Source organism: Pseudomonas sp. Z1-12, from assembly GCF_051132015.1.
Taxonomy (GTDB): Bacteria; Pseudomonadota; Gammaproteobacteria; order Pseudomonadales; family Pseudomonadaceae; genus Aquipseudomonas; species Aquipseudomonas zanjanensis.
Genome location: NZ_CP071647.1, coordinates 3786277 through 3805231, shown reverse-complemented (window position 1 = coordinate 3805231; position 18955 = coordinate 3786277). Strand labels below are relative to the sequence as shown.

19 protein-coding genes are annotated in these 18955 nt (G+C 58.3%); 9 read left to right on the top strand and 10 right to left on the bottom strand.

What is annotated here, in order from left to right; genetic code table 11:
- Positions 1-10: 10 nt before the first annotated feature.
- Positions 11-1015 carry an acetoacetate decarboxylase (ADC) gene (locus J3P85_RS15950; RefSeq protein WP_434702357.1) on the bottom strand — a complete coding sequence of 335 codons (1005 nt, stop codon included), beginning with the start codon at positions 1013-1015 and terminating at the stop codon, positions 11-13.
- A 204-nt stretch (positions 1016-1219) separates the two neighbouring features.
- Between J3P85_RS15950 and J3P85_RS15945 the strand changes: the two genes are divergently transcribed.
- The 6 genes from J3P85_RS15945 (at position 1220) to J3P85_RS15920 (ending at position 8793) form a co-directional block, all read left to right on the top strand.
- Positions 1220-2464, top strand: a complete 1245-nt coding sequence (locus tag J3P85_RS15945) for an NADH:flavin oxidoreductase/NADH oxidase family protein (protein ID WP_434702356.1) — start codon at positions 1220-1222, stop codon at positions 2462-2464.
- A 77-nt stretch (positions 2465-2541) separates the two neighbouring features.
- The gene (locus J3P85_RS15940; protein ID WP_434706385.1) at positions 2542-3057 is read left to right on the top strand and encodes a sigma-70 family RNA polymerase sigma factor; all 516 of its coding nucleotides are present in this window, start codon (positions 2542-2544) and stop codon (positions 3055-3057) included.
- Positions 3044-4024 (top strand): FecR domain-containing protein, encoded by a 981-nt coding sequence (locus J3P85_RS15935; RefSeq protein WP_434702355.1) that lies wholly within the window; start codon positions 3044-3046, stop codon positions 4022-4024. The genes J3P85_RS15940 and J3P85_RS15935 overlap by 14 nt, the downstream gene beginning before the upstream one ends.
- A gap of 118 nt (positions 4025-4142) precedes the next feature.
- On the top strand, positions 4143-6533 hold the full coding sequence (locus J3P85_RS15930; protein WP_250961370.1) for a TonB-dependent siderophore receptor: 2391 nt from the start codon (positions 4143-4145) through the stop codon (positions 6531-6533).
- Between the two features lie 425 nt (positions 6534-6958).
- The gene (locus tag J3P85_RS15925) at positions 6959-8200 is read left to right on the top strand and encodes a DUF1835 domain-containing protein (RefSeq protein WP_434702353.1); all 1242 of its coding nucleotides are present in this window, start codon (positions 6959-6961) and stop codon (positions 8198-8200) included.
- Positions 8201-8256: 56 nt separating this feature from the next.
- Positions 8257-8793 carry a dihydrofolate reductase family protein gene (locus J3P85_RS15920; RefSeq protein WP_434702351.1) on the top strand — a complete coding sequence of 179 codons (537 nt, stop codon included), beginning with the start codon at positions 8257-8259 and terminating at the stop codon, positions 8791-8793.
- A 9-nt stretch (positions 8794-8802) separates the two neighbouring features.
- On the opposite strand, the gene J3P85_RS15915 is transcribed toward J3P85_RS15920, so the two are convergent.
- From J3P85_RS15915 to J3P85_RS15905, 3 genes are all read right to left on the bottom strand, one after another.
- The gene (locus J3P85_RS15915; protein WP_434702350.1) at positions 8803-10569 is read right to left on the bottom strand and encodes a S8/S53 family peptidase; all 1767 of its coding nucleotides are present in this window, start codon (positions 10567-10569) and stop codon (positions 8803-8805) included.
- Positions 10570-10667: 98 nt separating this feature from the next.
- Positions 10668-11234: a DUF6630 family protein gene (locus tag J3P85_RS15910; RefSeq protein WP_434702348.1), complete on the bottom strand. Its 567-nt coding sequence runs from the start codon at positions 11232-11234 to the stop codon at positions 10668-10670.
- Positions 11235-11278: 44 nt separating this feature from the next.
- Positions 11279-11572 (bottom strand): hypothetical protein, encoded by a 294-nt coding sequence (locus J3P85_RS15905; RefSeq protein ID WP_434702347.1) that lies wholly within the window; start codon positions 11570-11572, stop codon positions 11279-11281.
- Between the two features lie 211 nt (positions 11573-11783).
- On the opposite strand from J3P85_RS15905, the gene J3P85_RS15900 reads away from it, so the two are divergent.
- A complete protein-coding gene (locus J3P85_RS15900; RefSeq protein WP_434702345.1) occupies positions 11784-12455 on the top strand; it encodes a DUF998 domain-containing protein in 672 nt (223 codons plus the stop codon).
- Positions 12456-12461: 6 nt separating this feature from the next.
- On the opposite strand, the gene J3P85_RS15895 is transcribed toward J3P85_RS15900, so the two are convergent.
- From J3P85_RS15895 to J3P85_RS15885, 3 genes are all read right to left on the bottom strand, one after another.
- On the bottom strand, positions 12462-12623 hold the full coding sequence (locus tag J3P85_RS15895; protein ID WP_434702344.1) for a DUF2986 domain-containing protein: 162 nt from the start codon (positions 12621-12623) through the stop codon (positions 12462-12464).
- 180 nt (positions 12624-12803) lie between these two features.
- The gene (locus tag J3P85_RS15890) at positions 12804-14117 is read right to left on the bottom strand and encodes an FAD-binding oxidoreductase (RefSeq protein ID WP_434702343.1); all 1314 of its coding nucleotides are present in this window, start codon (positions 14115-14117) and stop codon (positions 12804-12806) included.
- 149 nt (positions 14118-14266) lie between these two features.
- Positions 14267-14884 carry a YebB family permuted papain-like enzyme gene (locus J3P85_RS15885; protein WP_434702341.1) on the bottom strand — a complete coding sequence of 206 codons (618 nt, stop codon included), beginning with the start codon at positions 14882-14884 and terminating at the stop codon, positions 14267-14269.
- A gap of 113 nt (positions 14885-14997) precedes the next feature.
- Here J3P85_RS15885 and J3P85_RS15880 point away from each other — a divergent pair, with 113 nt between their 5' ends.
- Positions 14998-15732, top strand: coding sequence for a helix-turn-helix domain-containing protein (locus tag J3P85_RS15880; RefSeq protein WP_434702339.1), 735 nt, complete (start codon positions 14998-15000; stop codon positions 15730-15732).
- A 29-nt stretch (positions 15733-15761) separates the two neighbouring features.
- Here the strand turns inward: J3P85_RS15880 and J3P85_RS15875 are convergent, their stop codons facing one another.
- Together J3P85_RS15875 and J3P85_RS15870 are read right to left on the bottom strand one after the other, a co-directional pair.
- Positions 15762-16790 carry an alpha/beta hydrolase gene (locus J3P85_RS15875; protein WP_434702338.1) on the bottom strand — a complete coding sequence of 343 codons (1029 nt, stop codon included), beginning with the start codon at positions 16788-16790 and terminating at the stop codon, positions 15762-15764.
- A 25-nt stretch (positions 16791-16815) separates the two neighbouring features.
- On the bottom strand, positions 16816-17262 hold the full coding sequence (locus J3P85_RS15870) for a cyclophilin-like fold protein (protein ID WP_434702337.1): 447 nt from the start codon (positions 17260-17262) through the stop codon (positions 16816-16818).
- Between the two features lie 125 nt (positions 17263-17387).
- Here J3P85_RS15870 and J3P85_RS15865 point away from each other — a divergent pair, with 125 nt between their 5' ends.
- Positions 17388-18281, top strand: coding sequence for a LysR family transcriptional regulator (locus J3P85_RS15865; RefSeq protein WP_434702336.1), 894 nt, complete (start codon positions 17388-17390; stop codon positions 18279-18281).
- A gap of 123 nt (positions 18282-18404) precedes the next feature.
- On the opposite strand, the gene J3P85_RS15860 is transcribed toward J3P85_RS15865, so the two are convergent.
- Positions 18405-18935, bottom strand: a complete 531-nt coding sequence (locus tag J3P85_RS15860) for a hypothetical protein (RefSeq protein ID WP_434702334.1) — start codon at positions 18933-18935, stop codon at positions 18405-18407.
- Positions 18936-18955 lie beyond the last annotated feature (20 nt).

The following is an 18955-nucleotide window of genomic DNA, read 5'->3' as shown; positions in this document are numbered from 1 at the left end:
GCAAAAGTTGTCAGCGTTCGCCGATCAGGCTGGCGAGTGGCTTCGGCGCATAGAGCGCGCTCTGGAACTCAGGTACGTATTCATACTTCATCATTTTCCCCAGCTTCAAGGCGCGGATGTAGTTCGAGAGGCTGCCGTCACCTAGCGTGAGCGTGGCCGTATCCGCGTCTCGGCTGGAGCCATGGCTGAGCTGGCGGGAAATCGCATACCCATAGGCCGGTTGGCCCTGATGATCGAGATTGGTGAAGCTGCTGGTGACGATATCGACATTGCGCGAGAGGTCGTCGAGTTTCTTCACTTTGAAGGACACGTCCACGTTTCCGGTCTGGCTGTCGGTGATGTCATAGACCACTGATTGGGCATCCTCTTTGCGGTCGATTCCGGTCAGCCATTTCGGCAGGTTGTAACCGACGACACCGCGTACCCGTGCAAGCTCTGTATTGACCGGCAGCTTGAGCACGTAGCCCCAGAAGTCGCCTGACATCGCCTGGCCAATCAGCGTGAACGGACCCAGGTTGGCATTGCCCGGTTTGCTGGTGATGATCGACACGGCGACTTCGTTATAGGCGTCGTTATCGCAGTGCTCATAGGTGTACGCCGTGAACGCGATCAAGCCGCGGCCTGGCCAGACCTGCAGGGGCTGCACCGCTGCCAATACTTCCGGCGGCATCAGCGCCCGGAGTGCATCCAGATCGGCCGTATAGACCGCCGTGACGCGACTGTTCTGGTAGTAAAAGTTTGGTGAGTACGACTCAAAGCCAATATCGACCTTGTGCTTCTCCAAGCTTTTGAACCAACTCAAATCAACGCCCGGTATTTCTGCTGCAATGACCGACAACGGCGGGTTGGAGCGAAAACGGTCGTACAGGCCACCCTTGACGACAGGCACCGGATGGCCCGCGATATCAATGGTGGTGGTGTCGGTCGGGCGGGTCGTTTCAGGCGGCCCCGCCAACGCAGCGTTGGCAAAAGTGTTGAACAGCAATCCTGTTAAAACGGCGCTTGCGAGTTTCAATCGGTCTTTCTCCGGGAGGGATCTTCGGGGGTTCGGCGTTATGCCGCTCAGTGCATGCTCACCTTGAACCGCGCTTTAAGGTCAACCCCACAAGCAAGGCAAGGCGCACGTGATCGAACGCGTCAAAAGTAAGCAAAAAAAGCGATTGACCTTAAAGTCGACTTCAATCTTAAGGTGGCCTCATACCCAGCTGAGGACCGCTCCATGAATGTGTTCGACACCTTGATGCTTCCCAACGGTTCGACCATCAAGAACCGAATCGCCAAAGCCGCCATGGAAGAAAACATGGCGGACGCCGACCAGGCGCCCTCCGAAGAACTGATGCGTCTTTACCAGGCGTGGGCCGACGGTGGCGCCGGGCTGCTCATCACCGGCAACGTGATGGTCGACGGCCGCGCCATGACCGGACCGGGTGGTGTGGTGTTGCAGGATGATCAGCCGCTGGACAAGTTCAAGCACTGGGCGCGTATTGGCCGATCCGGCGGTGCGCAGTTCTGGTTGCAGATCAATCATCCAGGTCGGCAGATGCAGGCCAACCTTGGGCAAAAAACCTGGGCGCCGTCGGCCGTGCCGTTGGCGCTGGGCAACATGTCCAAGCGTTTCGCCACGCCTCACGCCATGACCCCTGGCGTGATCGAAGAGGTCATCCAGCGCTTTGCCAACACCGCACGCCTGGGCGAACAAGCCGGATTCACCGGTGTGGAAATCCACGCCGCCCATGGTTATTTGTTGAGTCAGTTCCTTTCGCCGCTGACCAATCAAAGGACGGACGAGTGGGGCGGCTCCCTGGAAAACCGGGCGCGGCTGTTGCTCGACATCGTCAAGGCAGTCAGGGCTGTGGTTTCGGCGGAATTCGCAGTAGCGGTCAAACTCAATTCCGCCGATTTCCAGCGCGGTGGGTTCACGGTCGATGACGCCAAGAGGGTGGTCGGGCTGCTCAACGACCTGGGCGTGGACCTTGTGGAATTATCTGGCGGCAGTTATGAAGTCCCCGCCATGCAGGGGGAGGCGCGTGATGGGCGCACCTTGGCCCGCGAGGCCTATTTCCTCGAGTTTGCCCGCGAGATCCAGACCGTCGCCAAAATGCCCGTGATGGTCACCGGTGGCATACGTCGACGTCCGGTGGCCGAAAGCGTCGTGCAAAGCGGTGTGGACATGGTGGGCATCGGAACGGCGTTGGCCATCGATCCTCACCTGCCGCGTGACTGGCTACAGGGCAAAGACAACGCCCCGCAACTGCCGCCGATCACTTGGAAAAACAAGACCCTTGCGGCCTTGGCGAACATGGCGGTCGTGAAGTTTCAATTGCACAAACTGAGTCGGGCCAAAAAGCCCGATCCGAGGGTGTCGCCGTTGCGCGCGCTGATCCTGCAGCAGCTCGCCCTGGCATTTCGCACCCGCCAGTATCGGGGTTGGGTGGAGAAGCGTTCGCCCAGAAGCGGACACTGAGCGCCACGTATTTGCCTAAGGCCTATCGCCTGAGTAGAATGCGATTAATTATCAATCATGTACTTGCCGGGATTCCGATGCGCAGCGATGAAACACTAGGTACTGCAGATCTAGGGCTGCTCTATCGAACCCACCACTCGTGGTTATACGGCTGGCTAATCCGACGCATTGGATGTCGCGATAACGCAGCAGATTTGGCGCAGGACACCTTCGTACGTCTGCTCAAGTCCCGTCAGTCCAGCCCCTTGCGTGAACCACGCGCCTATTTGAGCAGTATCGCCCGCGGACTGATGATTGATCAGTATCGTCGTCGCGAACTCGAACGTGCCTACTTGGAAAGCATCACGTTGCTGCCGCAACACGAGGTTCCCTCGGAAGAGAGCCGACTGATGATTCTTGATGCGCTCGAGCGCATAGACCGCATGCTCGGTATGCTTAAACCGAGAGTTCGCCAGGCATTTTTATTGGCCCGACTCGACGGTCTGACGTGCGCGCAAATAGCCGAAAAGCAGGGCGTTTCCCGCGCGACGGTGGAACGCGATCTGGCCACGGCCCTGCAACACTGCTATCGCTTGCGTTATGTCGAGTCGTGAGTCGCAGGCGCTGGATCCGGCCATTGTCGAGCAGGCGATCCAATGGCTGGTGCGCCTTCGCTTCAATCAAGCCGATGAACAAACACAGCGCACTTTTGAGCACTGGCTCCAGCAGCGCCCGGAGCATGTGTTGGCGTGGCAGCGTGTGGAAACGCTTGGGGATGAATTCGTCGGCGTGCCCGCTCAACTGGCGCGACAAACCCTTGATGGCACCCATCATGGAATGCGGCGGCGCGAAAGCCTGAAGCTACTGGGCCTATTGGCGACTGTCAGCACGGCAGCCTGGCTCGGCCGGGACTACACACCCGTACCCGCGATGCTTGCGCAGCAACGCAGCAACACCGGCGAGCAACGACGCTTCCAACTCGATGATGGCAGCCTTATCCAGCTCAATAGCGATAGTGCCGTCGACAGCGATTTCGACGCCCAGCGACGCCTGATCATCCTGCGACGGGGTGAAATCATCGTGAATGTCGGTGCGGATCAACACTCGCCTCGAGCGAGACCGTTCTGGGTGCAATCCCGTGACGGGATCATGCGCGCCCAGAGTTCCCGCTTTCTGGCACGCGAGCTTGGCGATGGCACTCTGGTCGCGGCTCAGGAAGGATCAGTCACGGTTTTCCCCGGCTCCAGTCAAACGCCTGCGAGCCGTAGCGTCCAGGCAGGCAATCAGCTGCTGTTCACATCAAGTGGCGCCCGAACGTTCAAAGGCAATGGCCTTGATCTATGGAGCTGGGGTGACGGGGTGATCAGTGCAAGCAATATGCGCCTCAATGATTTCATCGTGGAGCTGTCGCGTTATCGCCCCGGGGTACTGCGCTGCGCCGAGGAGGTCGCTGATCGTCGCGTTTCCGGCACCTTCCAGCTCGCCGACAACGATCAGGTCCTGGCATTGATCGCGCAATCACTGCGCTTGCACATTGATTATCGGACCCGCTATTGGGTGACCGTGACTGCTGCCACCTGAGCCCATCGGAACTTTGCGCTACCTGAAAAAGAATGAGGTGCTTTCTCATTCTCGTTCGACCTCTAAGGAAGGCCGGAATACAGGCCAGTCTGCCGATGTCCTTTCTTGGAGCGAGAAAATGAGTTCGTCCCCGGTTTCACAGCGCCACCCATTAAATCGTGCCTTGCACGGTGCGATTTTGGGTTTGATCGTGAGCAGCTACGCATTGCCATCGCTGGCGCAAACCTCGAACGCTGACCACAGCAATCAAGTCAAGCAGTGGAACATCGCTGCCGGCCCACTGGCGCCGGCGCTTGACCGTTTTGCGCGGGAGGCTGGCATCAGTCTTTCCTTCGACGCGTCGAGTGTCGTGAACCGCACCACTGCTGGCGTGAATGGCACGCTCGATACATCGACAGCGCTATCATCGTTGCTGCAGGGGAGCGAATTGCAAATCGAACAGCAAGGCCCGAATGCCTATCTACTGTCCCCTCGACCAAAGCCCGCCGGCCCGCTGGAGCTCGGCGCAACGGACGTCGAGGACTACCGCCTTGCACCCCTCATCATCAACGCCAAGGTCAGGGTCAGTGCCGACGACGACGCCAACTCGGTGGTCGCCCAGGAACTCTGGGTTGGCGGCAAGGTGGCAACCAGCATTCTCAATACACCGGCATCGGTGTCGGTGGTGACCAACAAGGAAATGGAGCAACGCAGCGTGAGCACCACGGAAGAGGCGCTGCAATACACGCCGGGCGTGGTCAGTGACTTCTATGGTACGGATGACCGCAACGACTATTTCCAGATCCGGGGCTTCCAGGCCACCACCTACCGTGACGGCTTGACCCTGAGTTCGATGCGCGGTGTACGCGAAGATCCATTCGCCTATGAACGCATCGAGATTTTGCGTGGCGCCAACTCCACGCTGTTTGGCCCCGCAGACCCGGGCGGTTCGGTGAACTTCGTGACCAAACAGCCGCGCTTCGAGCAGTTTGGCCAAGGCTATGTGACCTACGGTTCGTTTGACCATGTCGAGACAGGCATCGATGTGGGGGATGCGCTGAACGACGAGAAAACCTTGGCTGGCCGCTTTACTGCCAAAGGCCAGAACAGCGACCGCGAGTACGATCACTCACAGGACGACAACCGGTTGGTGATGGGGGGCCTCACCTGGGCACCCACGGATTACACGTCAGCCACCGTGATTCTGGACTATCTGAAAACTGAAAGTTCGCCCAACAGTGGCGGCTATCCGCTGGACAAGGAATACGACCGCAGCAAGTTTTATGGTGAGCCCAGCTACAACTTCCACGATGTCGAGCGCACCAGCCTCAGCGGTAACGTCACCCATGACTTCGACAACGGCTTTGTACTGCGCAGCAATCTGCGTTACAGCAAGTTGACCGATGATTTTGGCTACGTTTATCTCAGCGACAGCGCCGCACGTGTCGGTACTACCGTTGACCGGTATCTGTTTGGAACGGACAGTGAGGCCGACCAATTCAACGGCAATCTGATGCTGCAATACGATGCCCGCTTCGAGAACATCGACAGCAGCAGCCTGGTGGGCGTGGAGTACCTCGATTCGACCACCAAGGAAAGCTCGGTCTACGCCCTGACTACCCCGATTGACATTGCAAATCCCGTGTTTACTGGCGTTCCACGCTCAATCACGCCGTATGCCGTCAACAAGCGAGACGCGACCACCAAGGCCGTGTTTCTTCAGCAGAACCTATCGTTCTATGAGCGTTTCATCGTCACCGCGGGTATGCGCAACGACTCGATGGACCTTACCAGCAAAGGCTTGATATCCACGGAGAAAGACAACTTCTCCGAAACCTCCTACCGAGGTGCGTTGACCTATATCGTCAACGATGAGGTGTCCACCTATGTGAGCATGGTGGAATCCGTCTCGCCGCCTCAGGTTGGCGTAACACCGCAGACGGGCACGCAGTACGAAGTGGGCGTGAAGTATGCGCCAATGGGGATGGACGCACTGTTCTCCGCAGCCGTTTATGACCTGACCCAGGAAAACGTCACCATCGCCGTGGTGCTGCCGAGCGGCATCATTGAGCAACAGACGGTGGGCGAATCGCGGGCCCGTGGCCTCGACCTGGAGGCCAAGGCGCAGGTGACGCAGAACCTCAGCCTGATTGGTGGCTACTCCTATATGGAATCCGAGGTACTGCGCGGTTCGTTGTACGACGGCAGCTCCCTGAAGGGTAATGAGTTCTCCACGGCACCCAAGCATTCCGCTTCGCTGTGGAGTTATTACGACGTGCCCGGCACGGATGTCAGTGTTGGCTTGGGGGCGCGCTACGTCGGCTCTTATTACTTCGATGCAGCCAACTCCGGCAAAAGCGATGGCACCACGCTGTTCGACGCCGCCTTCAACTACGAGATCGCCAAGGGCACCGACCTTGCGGTGAACGTCAGCAACCTGCTGGATGAGCAGCACGTGGTCGGTTCCGGCACAGCGAACTTCTACAACCCGGGTCGCGAGATTACCGCCAAAGTGAGTTACAACTGGTAAGCAGGCGTGTAAGCCCAATGCTGTTCACTTAAGGCAATCGACAAACCCGTGGCGAGGGAGCTTGCTCCCGCTGGGCCGCGAAGCGGCCCCAAAACCTGCCAAGTGCGGCGTATCAGACACACCGCACCCGCCGGTTTACGACTGCTTTGCAGCCGAGCGGGAGCAAGCTCCCTCGCCACAGGGTCATCATTTTTCTTAAGTGAACGGCATTAGGCGTGTAAACCTTTTTCCCATCTAGGAAGCGGTGCCCGTTATACCGCGGGCACCGTCAAGCTTTGCTTTCATCAGTCCTTCCCGCTAAAGTCGGCCCCCGGGCGTTTGCTGCGCCTGCGGTCCGCGCGAAGGGGTCATCCCAAGGCAGGTTCTTCGAGTTTCTCATTCCAACTCCCGGCTTGTCGGCGGACCGAGCCCTGTAAGGAGTTGGCATGCCCGCCACCAACGCTTCCCGTCATCACGGTCTCCTCGATTTACCCTTCCTGCGTAAGCGCGCCAAGCGTCTTTTGAAGGCACTGAAAAACCATGAAGCCGACAATGTGCGTGAGCAATTGCGCGCAATGGGCTTGTCTGGCCCGGACTATCGACTGGCCGACACACAATGGCTGGTTGCCCGTGAGGCTGGTTTCGCCAGTTGGCCCAAGCTGATTGCCCACACCGATGGCGTGACGTTCGCCTCACGTCATCCGGGGTTCGTTGCGACTAACGAAGCGGCGGTCCAGCATTGGCGGTGCGGTAACGACATCGAGCACAGCCTGCGGGTGGCTGGTTTTTCAGGTTCGTTTCATATGTTTGATGATCCGATGGTGATGGGCCCGGTCCCCGCATTACCTGACGATGAATACTGGTCAGTGCGAGCCAATTTCCTGGAACAGGCGTTTGGGCTCTCTCACCGTGATATTCAACAGCGCCAGGCCATGCAGCGTGACGCGCTGGCAAAACTGGACGCGGACAGTGAACTGGTACTGTGGTGCGAGGGCGACGCCTACGATCAATTGTTTCTGGTCCGGTTACTGGCGGGGTTGCCGGCTTTGCCGCGCAGGCTCGAATTGATTGAAATCAGTCGGGTACCCGGCGTGGAACGCTTTATTGGCATTGGTCAGCTTGCCCCGGATTTGCTCCCCTGGCTCTGGTCGCAACGGCGCGCGCTCGGTGAGGACGCCTTGGCATTGGCGCGCGAGGCATGGGCCGCCTATACCGCAGCGGACCCAAGCGACTGGGCAGGCCTTGCAGCAAAATTGCATCCCGCGCTGCCGCTGCTCGGGCCTGCTTTGGCGAGACAACTGCAGGAGCTTCCCGGGGCAGGCGACGGCTTGAGTCTGACTCAGCGGCTGGTGCTGCGTGTGCTCGCCGATCATGGCGAGCTGCCTGCTGGTAAGGTGTTCAGCCATCTAATGATGAGCTATGAGCCTCTGCCTTATCTGGGCGACCTGATGTTTCATGCGCTGCTGCGACCGTTGATCGATGCGCCACACCCCTTGGTGCATGAACAGCCGGGAGGTGAATGGCAGAGGCGCCTTGTTCGTCTCACGGCCTTGGGCGAGCAAATGCTGCTCGGGCATATCAACTGGCTCGATTACGCGCCAGCAGAGCGTTGGGCCGGCGGGGTGCGTATCGTTGCTGATCGGTCACCTTGGGTAGTGAATAGCGACGGTCGGGTGTGGCGTCGCTGAACAAGTCTTCACCTCACGGCCACGCCTCAACATCCACCACAACAAAGGAGCCTCAAATGCCTACCGCTCACGTCTTCATCGCCACCAGCCTGGATGGTTTCATTTCTCGGTCCGACGGTGACATCGACTGGCTCTTGCAACGCGACGACCCATCCGAGGACCACGGCTATCAAGACTTCATCACCGACAAGGATGTCATCGTGATGGGGCGCGGGAGCTATGAAAAGGTACGGACCTCCGACACCTGGTTCTACGACCGGCCCGTGGTGGTGCTGTCCAAACAGTTGGCCGATTCGCCGGTGCCCGAGGCGTTGAAGAATAAGCTGCGCTTCTCCAACCTGGCACCCAAGGCGGTGATGACGGAACTGGCAAGCCAAGGCGTGCAGCGCGTCTATGTGGATGGCGGGCGGGTGGTGCAGTCTTTCCTGCGCGAGGGCTTGGTGACCGATATGGTGATTACCACCGTTCCGGTGTTGATTGGCTCGGGGAGGCCGTTGTTTGGCGGGCTTGAGCAGGATGTGGATTTGAAACTCGTATCCAGCCGCAGCTTTGCGTCGGGTTTGGTGCAATCCACTTACCAATTGCTCTCATGAGCCGCCGGTTCAACGCACACGATCACGGCTTTGCGCGGCCAAATCCAGGGCCTTTTGCATGTCCAGCCGTGCCGAGCGGCCGACGTCCTTGTCGTTGAGTTGGTAGCGGCGTTCCGACGGCAGGATGGGCGCGGTGAGGTCTTCGCCGTCCATCTGTTCGAAGTCGTGGTTTTCGCCGATGGTCATGGCGCTACGGCGTAACAGCATGCGCAATTGCTCGGGTTGCAGTTGCGGGTTGATGGACAGCATCGCCGCCAGCAGGCCCGCGACCATCGGCGTGGCGTAGGACGTGCCGCAATGCACGGCGCTGTCCTGGCCGGCGCGGGTCGTCGAGGCGTGGGCGCAAGCGGCGGCGGTGATGTCGACGCGCATGTCGATGTTCGAGGAGCTGCGCTTGACCGCATAGGCCGGGTCGTCGACGGCAACGCCAGCGTGCTCGCTGCGCTGGTGTCCGCCGACCACCAGCAATTGCTCGGTGATGAAGGAGGAGGGCAGGCGATATTCGTCGCTGCCCGAGAAGGAAGAACCATTACCGGCGGAGTTCACCACGATCACGTCGGGATGCGCCTTGCGCAGCCAAAGGAAAAACTCTTCCAGCAGTTCTTCGTAGCCGCCCATGGCGAGGCCCGAGCGCAGCAGCGAGTCGACGTCATCGCCCTTGATGTCTTTGGCGCCGACGCGGTGGATGCCCCAGCTCCAGTTGAGCACACGCACGCCGTCTTCCACGAGGTTGACCGAGGCGGCGATGTTGGCGGTGATGCCGGCATCGGAGTTACGTTCGACGATGACCTCGAAGCCACCGCTGGCCTTGTCCAGGCCACGGAGGAAACCGGTGTTGCCGTTGTCATCCCAACGTGCGGCGAGGATGCCGGCGACGGTCGTGCCGTGATTGTCCGGTTTGTCTGCATCGCGAGCGTAGACGCAAGTGCGCGGCGGCGAGCAGGCGCCGAGGTCGCCCGCGAAATCCGTCGTGTCGAAGTCCACATCGCGCTCGATCAGGCCAATGCGCACCGGTTGCGGCTGGATGGGTGGCTGACGCCCGGGGATGCGCCGCTGGTAATAGTTCACTGCGTCGAGAAAGCGATTCGCGGCCCATTCGTCGGAGTCCAGGGCGGGTTTTTTCGGTTCCTCAGGATGGGCTGGGGCCTGCTCGGTTTCTTCAGCCGAGGACTCCTCGATCACCACGGCATCTACGCTGGTCTCGCTGCCCAGGCGTAGCACCAGTGCATCGCGCTGCACCAGGTCCTTGGCGGGCAAGCGAAGTTGGTACAGGTTCAGCGGCGCGATGCTGCCGACCACCTTCGCGCCGTACTTGTGGGCCAGGCGCTCGGCTTCCTGGCGGCCATCACGGTCTTCCTCGATCAGCACGCTGACCAGGTCGACGTAGGTGGTCAGGCCGTCCATGTTCTTCGCCACTGCGTCCGGCCCGGCGGCCAGCACGTGACTGTTGCGCAAGGTCAGCCAGGCGGCATTGCTGGTGCGTGAGCCGTCTTGCAGCCAGAGCGGGCCGCTTTGGTAATCGGCGGCGTCCAGGCGCACGCGCAGGTGGTTCCCTTCACGCCGGACCAAGTCCGCGGGTATCGCCTTTGCTCCCAACTTCAGTTGCGGCGTTGCACCACCCAGCCCGCGTGCTGTCAGGCACCAGTCCTGGTGCTGGCTTTGCAGCAGGTCGCCGCAACGTTTCAGGCTTTCCAGGCGCAGCGGTTCCGGCGCAGCGGTCGCCATGCCGGCAGCGAAGGTGAACAGTGCAGCGAGAGCAGTGGATCGTAGGAACATGGGGCCAGGCTTCTTTGCCGAGGGTCTTGTTGCTCCGACTGTGATGTGGCTTGCTTCGTTCAGCGGGATAACGAGATTCAGCGAATACCCATTCCGGTTCAAAAGCTCTCGAGGCGCACTGCAACACCTGCTTGCCGTGCGAGTTCGATCATGGCTTCGACCTGGTCGGTATCGGCAATGAACCCGACATATTCGTCGCCACCAGCGTCCAGGTGCAGGTAGCGTTTGTCGAACGCCATGAGCCATCGGTCGAAATTGGCCAGCGTCTCCGACATCGGCAGCGTGCCCTCATAGCGGTAGGGGCAAGTTTCTTTTACCCCGCTGGCGCTGACCAGATAGGGCACCAGATACTCGAAACCATCAAAACCTCTCCAGTCGACGCCTAGCAACGCCAAGTGTTCGAGCTTCTGGCCTCTGTCTGCATCCAGCAAGCCTTCCACCAGCGCGGTGGCCGGCTCCTGGCCCGAGCCGTAAATGCGCAGCACGCGCCTAACCAACCTGGCACGTTCGGCGTCTGGTATACGGGCCAGTAGGGCTTGGGTAAACGCCTTCAGTTCGGCGCGATAAGGATGCAGCTCCCGCATGATCGCCGCGTCGCTGAGAGTCGTTTCCTCCGGTCGCGGCAGGGTAAAGCGGCCGCCGAACAAGCGATCAAGAATGCCCATTTTCTTTCCGTTCCTTGGGTTGTCGATCTTTTCCAGATCTACGGTTATACGCATCCCACATGAATGCGATACCGGATATCCCGATCAAAAAGGTCTTCCGGGTTTTCGTAGGCTTCTAGTGTTTCCAAGAAGCCCATTCGCTCAAGGCTCACCAGATCTTCGAGGGTCCAATCAAAAGGGAAGTCGCTGGAAAAGCTATCGCCCTGGTGTTCAATCCAATGAGAAACCGGGAAGGGCAGGTAACCGAGCCACTCTGATCGATAGGTGATCTCGTCAGATTCGCCACCGATCACCATGGCGCGGATCTTGTTCTTGATGATTGTTTGGCGTTCATCCATGGTGTTTCGATCCCGATTAATGATTGACTGCGTATTCTGTGTAGAATCCGTTTTCTCCAGAATTCAAAGGATTGAGCCTGCAATCACTTTCCATGTCCGGTACGTTATTGACCTCTCGCAGTTTCCTGCACCCGGTTCTTGATTGAGCGGTTGGACGCTTGGATCAATGCAATATTTCACATCACATCACAACGACAAGGAATGTCACCTAATGAAAACCATCGATCGTGCTTTGCTAGGCTTCGGAATACTGATTCCGTTCTGGCTGCTTTTGGGTGTCGTACTGACTGCGCAAAGCTATCCAGGCTACAGCCATCTGGATCAAGCCATGAGCCAACTAGGCGCTGTTGGAGCACCAACCCACGGCTTCTCTGCCTGGGTGAACAACTTTCCGCTGGGTGTGATGTTCGTGCTTTTCGCAACAGGCGTGGCGAGACGGTTCAAGGCATCGCGGATGGCCTTGCTGAGTGCGGCACTGATATTCGTCCATGGTTTGGCAAGTTTCGCGGCCGGCTATTTTTCCTGCGACCAAGGTTGTGCGCCGATTGAACCGTCGGTCTCCCAACAGAGCCATAACCTGGCGGGTCTGGTGATGTTCATCTCGCTCACCCTTGCGGGGGCGCTGTGGACGTTCCTTGGCAAGTCGCTGCTTTTGTCGTCCAGGTTTGCCATGTTCTCGGCGATCTGCGTAATCCTCGCCATCGTAACGGTGATGCTGATGGCGACGGCAATGGCCGACGGGCACTTGTTTGGCCTGTACCAGCGGCTCAACTACGGGGTTTCGGTGGTTTGGGTTGCGACGTTGGCCGCCGTTGCCCTACAGGATGCCAGAGATAAGCCGCGAGGCGCGGCGGTTCGGGCGCAGGGCTTCAGGGGGCAATGACGAGGCTCAGCCTTCCGGGGAAATAATGGGGGCGTCACTGGCTTCAGCCTCCAATTTCAATCGGTCGGCTTTGCTGATGTATTGATTCTTGTTTTTGGGCGCCAACTTGGCACTGGCTTTCTTGGCGTTAGCCTTTAACAACTGGTTTATTTTCTTGCGGCGATTCATGTTGTTCTGCTCGGCGTGTCGATGTTTGGATGGTATCAGCTTTGCGTTTTCTCAGGATTTTTCCTGACGTTGGCAACGGGCTTCACGCGACGCTCGACAATGATCGAGTCATTCGGGATCACCAAGCGGATTGCCGTTTCCGCGGTGCGCATTTTCAGTGGACTGGCCCCGTCGTCCGCGCTATCCCACGTAATACTTATCCCAAAGCTTGTTCCGGAATCGCTTCTGCGGATCGAACCGCGCCTTGAGTGCGAACAGCCGTTGCGCGCCGGGATAGGCACGCGTGAACTGTTGTCGAGTCGCATGCAGCTGATAAGGCAGGTAATAGGTGCCCCCAAACGCCAGCGCAAGTTCGATCAGTTCGCGCGTCCATACGCCGACCTTTTCGCGGTCGGCCACGCCAACGTATTGCCAGTAATAAAGTACGAATGAAAAGACTTCCTCCCGGGCCCAGGACAGACACGAGTCAGGCGCGGGTGGCGCGTGGCGGATGGAGATGTTTACGGCATCGACATCATGGGCCTTCAGTAGATCGGCCATCTTCATTACAAACGCGTTGAGGTGAGCTACCGGTACGAAATATTCCTGCAAGGCGTAGGTGCTGTTTCGTGTAGCAATCGGTCCGAGGGAGGCGACGTCCCTGCTGGCCTCGTAGTTGCGGCGTACCACCGGGTGGCTGAGGTAGCGCAATGGATCGACCACATCCTTGCGAATCAACGGGCCGCCGGGGAGTCTGGCCACGCCCCACATGATGGTCTGATCGAGCGTGTACGATTGCCCCGGTGCGACCAGCCGGTCCTCGACGGTCAGTGCTTTTTCCGTGGCGCTCCAGGTGATGGCGGTGGCTTGGTCAAAGTGGGGCGGCGCCAGATCCGCATTGTGCAGGATCGCCTGGTCGTTTCCGCGGATCTGGTCATTGAAGAACTGGGGGTAATCGGCAACCGGCATGTGCTGGACCTGGCGTTCCATCGTGACGTTTGTTGCCAGGTCCAGTTCGATCTCGGTAATGATCCCCAGCGCGCCATAACCACCGATGGCCGCGTGAAACAGATCGGTATTCACGGTGCGGGACGCTTCCATGACGGAACCGTCAGCGAGCACCAGTTGCAGGGCGCGTACCGAGTTGCTCATCGGCCCGGCGCCGACGTAACGCCCATGAGCATTGACTGACAGCGCACCGCCGACGGTGAAGTTGGCATAGCTCTGCATGATCTTCACCGACAGATCGTCCGGGTCGATGACGGTCTGGAGGTCGCGCCAGCGCATCCCTGATTGCACGCGTATGACCTTGTTCTCAGGCGAATAGTGGATGACCTGATTGAACTGACGCATATCGAGGTGCAGGCTGTCTTCGCTGGCAATCTGTCCGCCCATGCTATAGCGGCCACCCCCGATGCTTACAGGGCCTGCCCACAGGACCAACGCCTGGCGGATCTCATCGGTGGTGCGCGGAGCCAGCAGACGATTCACCCAGACTGGGTTGAGCAGTGTCACGTCGTTAACCAGGACGCCCGAAGAGGCTGCCCAGCACGACCAGGGGGACAGCACGCCGAAGGCAATCCCGGCCGTGCCAGCCTGAAGCAGGCTGCGCCGGGTGAGGCAGGGCAATGATCTTGAAGGGGGAAGCGCTTGCGCATCGTTGGTCATGCGGTGTCACTCAGTTGGGAATCGAAAATGACCCGCACGTCCGGACTTCGAAGCAGGCTGGCCGGTGTGACGGTACGACGTTGCCAAGGAATTCGGCCGAAATACCACAGCCGCCAGAACGCCAGGTTCGGATTGGCATTATCTTGCAGCAAGGTCGCGAACGTCTCCACTTCACCGAGCTGAACATTAGTTGCTTCATCGATGACCTCACGAACGAAACGAGAGCAGAACTGGCGCCGCGAGCTTATGTTGAAGCCCGTGTCATAGAGCGTACCCAGCCGATGATCCGCGGCGTTCTGAAGTGCCGCGCGTTGCGTGTCGGTGAGAGGTCGCGTGAGCCTCGCCACTGTGCAGCATTCATGCTCGGAGCGCTTGAGAAATCGGCTGAGCGAGGTGGTGCGCGAAAACGGAAACGTGCTTTCCGCAATCACCGGCTCATCGCCGCGGTTGTCGACCACCACGCCCACATGATTCGTCCACGAATTCGTCGCGTTGGCGACCTCCAGGAAGGGCCGCGCGGTGACCCGGATGAACACCATATCGCCAATCTGCAGGTCGCCCATGGAGGGCGCGCCTGATGTTGGAGAATTGTGTGCTGCGTTTTTGCTGAACATGCTGACCTCTCGGCTTTTTTGAGTTTCAAGCATGGGGAGAGGGTGGCGGAATTCGCAACTTATTCGTGGGTAATTCGCTAAGCTGATACCAACAGCATCGGATTTCAATACTTATGACCCAGATTGCCCAACTCATCGCCACCCTGAAACAGCATCTCAAGGCCGCTGGCATGACCTATCGCGATGTTGCTCAAGCGCTCGACCTGTCGGAGCCCAGCGTAAAGCGTCTGCTGGCCAGTGGTCGCTTGACGGTCGAACGCCTTGCACAGTTTTGTGAGTTGCTGGGCATGACGATGGCGGAATTGCTTCAGGAGGCAGAGCGAACGACCCCACGCCTGCACATGTTGACGCTTGAACAGGAAACGCAACTGGTCTCAGACGAAAAGTTGTTGCTGGTGGCGGTGTGTGCGCTGAATCACTGGTCGCTGGAAGACATCGTGTCCGCCTACTGCGTGTCAAAAGCCGAGTGCATCAAGCATTTGTTGGTGCTGGAACGGATGGGCCTGGCGGATCTGAAACCGGGAAATCGCATCAGGTTGCTGGTCGCGCGGGATTTCGATTGGCTGCCGGACGGTCCTATCCGAGGGTTTTTCCTGCGGCAGGGTTTGCCGGATTTCATGGCGAGCCGATTCGACGTCCCCGATGAAACCCTGCACTTTGCCCATGGCATGTTGACGAAGCCCGCTTACGCCCAGTTGCAAGTCGACATCCACAAGTTGCGCAGCAAACTGGCGGCGCTTCACAACGAATCGTTGGCCGCGCCGCTGTCCGAAAAACGTGGGACTGCGCTGTTGCTGGCGATGCGAGTTTGGGAGCCACAGGCGTTCAGGAAGCTTAAGCGGGGGTAAATCGATAGGTCTCTCGACTGGGCCAGATATTACTTCAGATTGCTCTGGAAGAAGGTTGTCAGCTTATCGAAAGGAATGAGCTCGACCCGATCATAAAGATCGACATGGCCAGCTCCGGGAATGATGACCAGTTCCTTGGGCTGACCGGCGAGCTTATATGCCTCCTCGCTGAATTCCCGGGAGTGCGCATCGGCCCCTGCAATGAACAACATCGGATGCGGTGAAATGGTCTCGATGTCATTGAGCGGGTAGAAGTTCATGAACTTGATGTTGCTGGTCAGCGTCGGGTGCGTGGTCAGGTCTTTCGACGAGTTGGATGGCGTGAACTCGCCGCGCGGGGTGCGGTAAAAGTCATAGAATTCACGTTGGATAGGATGAGTGTTGGCGTCCAACTGGTGCACCGTACCGCTGGTATAAAGCGTTTCACCGCCGGCGAACTCGACGTTACGCTGCTGTGTGGCTTGGGCGATGATCGCCCGGCGCTGTTCGAGCGTTTGGGAATGCTTCAACCCGTTGCGATTGACGCCGCCCATGTCGTACATGCTCACTGTGGCGATGGCCTTCATGCGCGGGTCGATCTTGGCTGCGCTGATCACGAAGCTGCCACTGCCACAGATGCCGATCGCGCCAATCCGCTCCTTGTCGACGAAAGGCTGGGCGCTGAGAAAGTCCACCGCGGCACTGAAGTCCTCGGCATAGATATCTGGCGAGACGGCATTACGCGGCCGCCCCTCGCTTTCGCCCCAGAACGACAAGTCCAGGGAAAGGGTCACGAAGCCTTTTTCCGCCATTTTCGTGGCATAGAGGTTGGCGCTCTGCTCCTTGACCGCACCCATCGGGTGGCCGACGACAATCGCCGGACTTCGGGTCTTGCCATTGAGTTTTTTCGGCATGAACAGGTTACCTGCCACGGTCATTTGATATTGGTTCTTGAAGTTGACCTTCTGCACGGTCACGTCATCGCTGGTATAAAAATTATCTGCGCCGTTGGACATATCGGCTCCTATTGCTGTGAGCGAAGTGACAAGAAGGGTGAGTAAAACGATGATTTTTTTCATGGGAAATCCTGTCGATGGGGCGTCATCAGTGTTGGGAAAAGCTCACTTGCACATCTCGTCGGCCCAGCGCTTGAGCCAACTTCGCGGTGTCGTCCACTTGCCCAAGGCGGGTGTAGGCGTAGGTCGAGTTGAAGTTCGTATAAAAGACGACCAGGGTGTCCGTGCCGTACAGCATCAAGTCGCCGTTGCGGATCGTTCCCGGCTTGCTGGCTTCGGCAGGTAGCGCTTGGGGAAGGGTGGCGTATTTCTCGTTACGGTTGAGATCGCTCATCGCCACCGTCAGCGGCAACAACGTGACAAACGCGCGGGTGGCCGCGTTGTCGGCCAAGGTGATGGCGAAGCGCTGTTCGCCGACGGTCATCCACATCACCCTGTTCTCCGTTTTCGAGGGCGCCGACGCGGCACCACTCATCGTGGCGTAGCCGCCAAACACGAGCATTACCGCCAGCAAACCACGCCGGGCCGATCGCATCGCAGTTGTGCATGGGTTTCTGTTCATAGGGTTCATGGTGACTTGGGAACAGTGATGCGACTAGCTAATGAATGCTTAACAAGGCTATAAGCATGGCTAATCAATCTGCTTGAAGTGCTGCTGCCATGGTCAAAAGAAACCTCAACGATCTGCTGTCTTTCGTCACGGTGGCGCGCGAAGGCAGCTTCACGCGAGCTGCCGGCGCGCTGGGCGTCACCCAATCGGCGCTGAGCCAGGCAATCAGTGGGCTGGAAGCACGCTTGCAGATCCGCTTGCTGACGCGGACCACCCGCAGCGTTTCGCCGACCCTTGCGGGCGAACGGCTGTTGCACGCCATCGGTAATCGCTTCGATGAAATAGAAGCCGAGCTGGATAGGCTCACGGAAATGCGCGACAAGCCCGCGGGCACTGTGCGCATCACCTGCGGCGATCATGTCCTGCGCACGACCTTGCTGCCCAAACTGACCGGGCTGCTGCACGATTACCCGGATATCAATGTCGAGTTCGACGTCTGCTACGGATTTCGGGACATCGTGGCGGATCGTTTTGATGCGGGCGTGCGCCTGGGCGATACCATCGACAAGGACATGATCGCGGTCCCGATCGGCCCTGCGTTGCGGATGGCTGCCGTGGCTTCGCCAGCGTACTTTGCCAATCGTGCCGTTCCCGGGCATCCGCGCGACCTGATGAATCATCGTTGCGTCAATCAGCGCATGCCGACGTCGGGCGGGCTCTATGTCTGGGATTTCGAGCGACGGGGCAAGCAGGTGAACGTACGAGTGGACGGCCAACTCATTTTCAACACGTCGACTCATATCGTGCAGGCGGCAGTCGCTGGGCTGGGCGTTGCCTATCTGCCAGAAGAGGAGTTTGAACCTCATCTTCAAGAGGGGCGACTGGTGCGCGTGCTGGGAGATTGGTGTCCGCCATTTTCAGGCTACTATTTGTACTACCCCAGCCGACGGCAACCTTCGCCTGCGTTTACATTGGTTGCCAATGCGTTGCGCCAAGCCGATTAAGGGCGAGCGATGGTTCAAATAAGCGGATCCAACGCATGTCTACTAGTTCAGGCAAACGTTGATTCGCGGATACGACTTTCAAGTAGTCATAGTCGTAACGTTTAGTAACTCATATGCTAGCCCTTATGAGAATCTCGATATCCACCAAGTGATATAGGTTTCAAGGTAATTATTTGACCATGATATGTATTTCAAACCTTGGCGACTGCTCAGGTGTTTTACAGTCAGTGTCCCGGATTTATTTGCTGGGTGTTTTTCGAATACGGTGTCTGATGCTTTCGGAAAGTAGGATATGGAAAATAATCGTCCATTTATAAAGCCGAATTGCGCAGTGCCGGTGTTGCTGTCTATTTTGTAGTAGGGTACTTCAAATATTTTTAAGGAGAATTTTTTCCGCAGAAGACCACTGTTTTTTTCTAAGCTTTCTAAAGTTGTAGGCTTGTAGCCTTGCGCCTCAAGGGAGCTCAAGGTCTGATCAATATGGCCGCAGCTGTTGAAATTATTTATTAGCAGGGGTGGCGACTCCTCGCAAATACGTTCAATACTCACAGGTTCTTGGTATCTGAGCACGATGGCAGCAGAAGCCACAGACATCAGAGCAATTAGTGTTGCTGATGTTTTCGGCAGTTTGAGAATGGCGTTAATAGTATGCATCGTCAGAGCTTGCGTCTGTC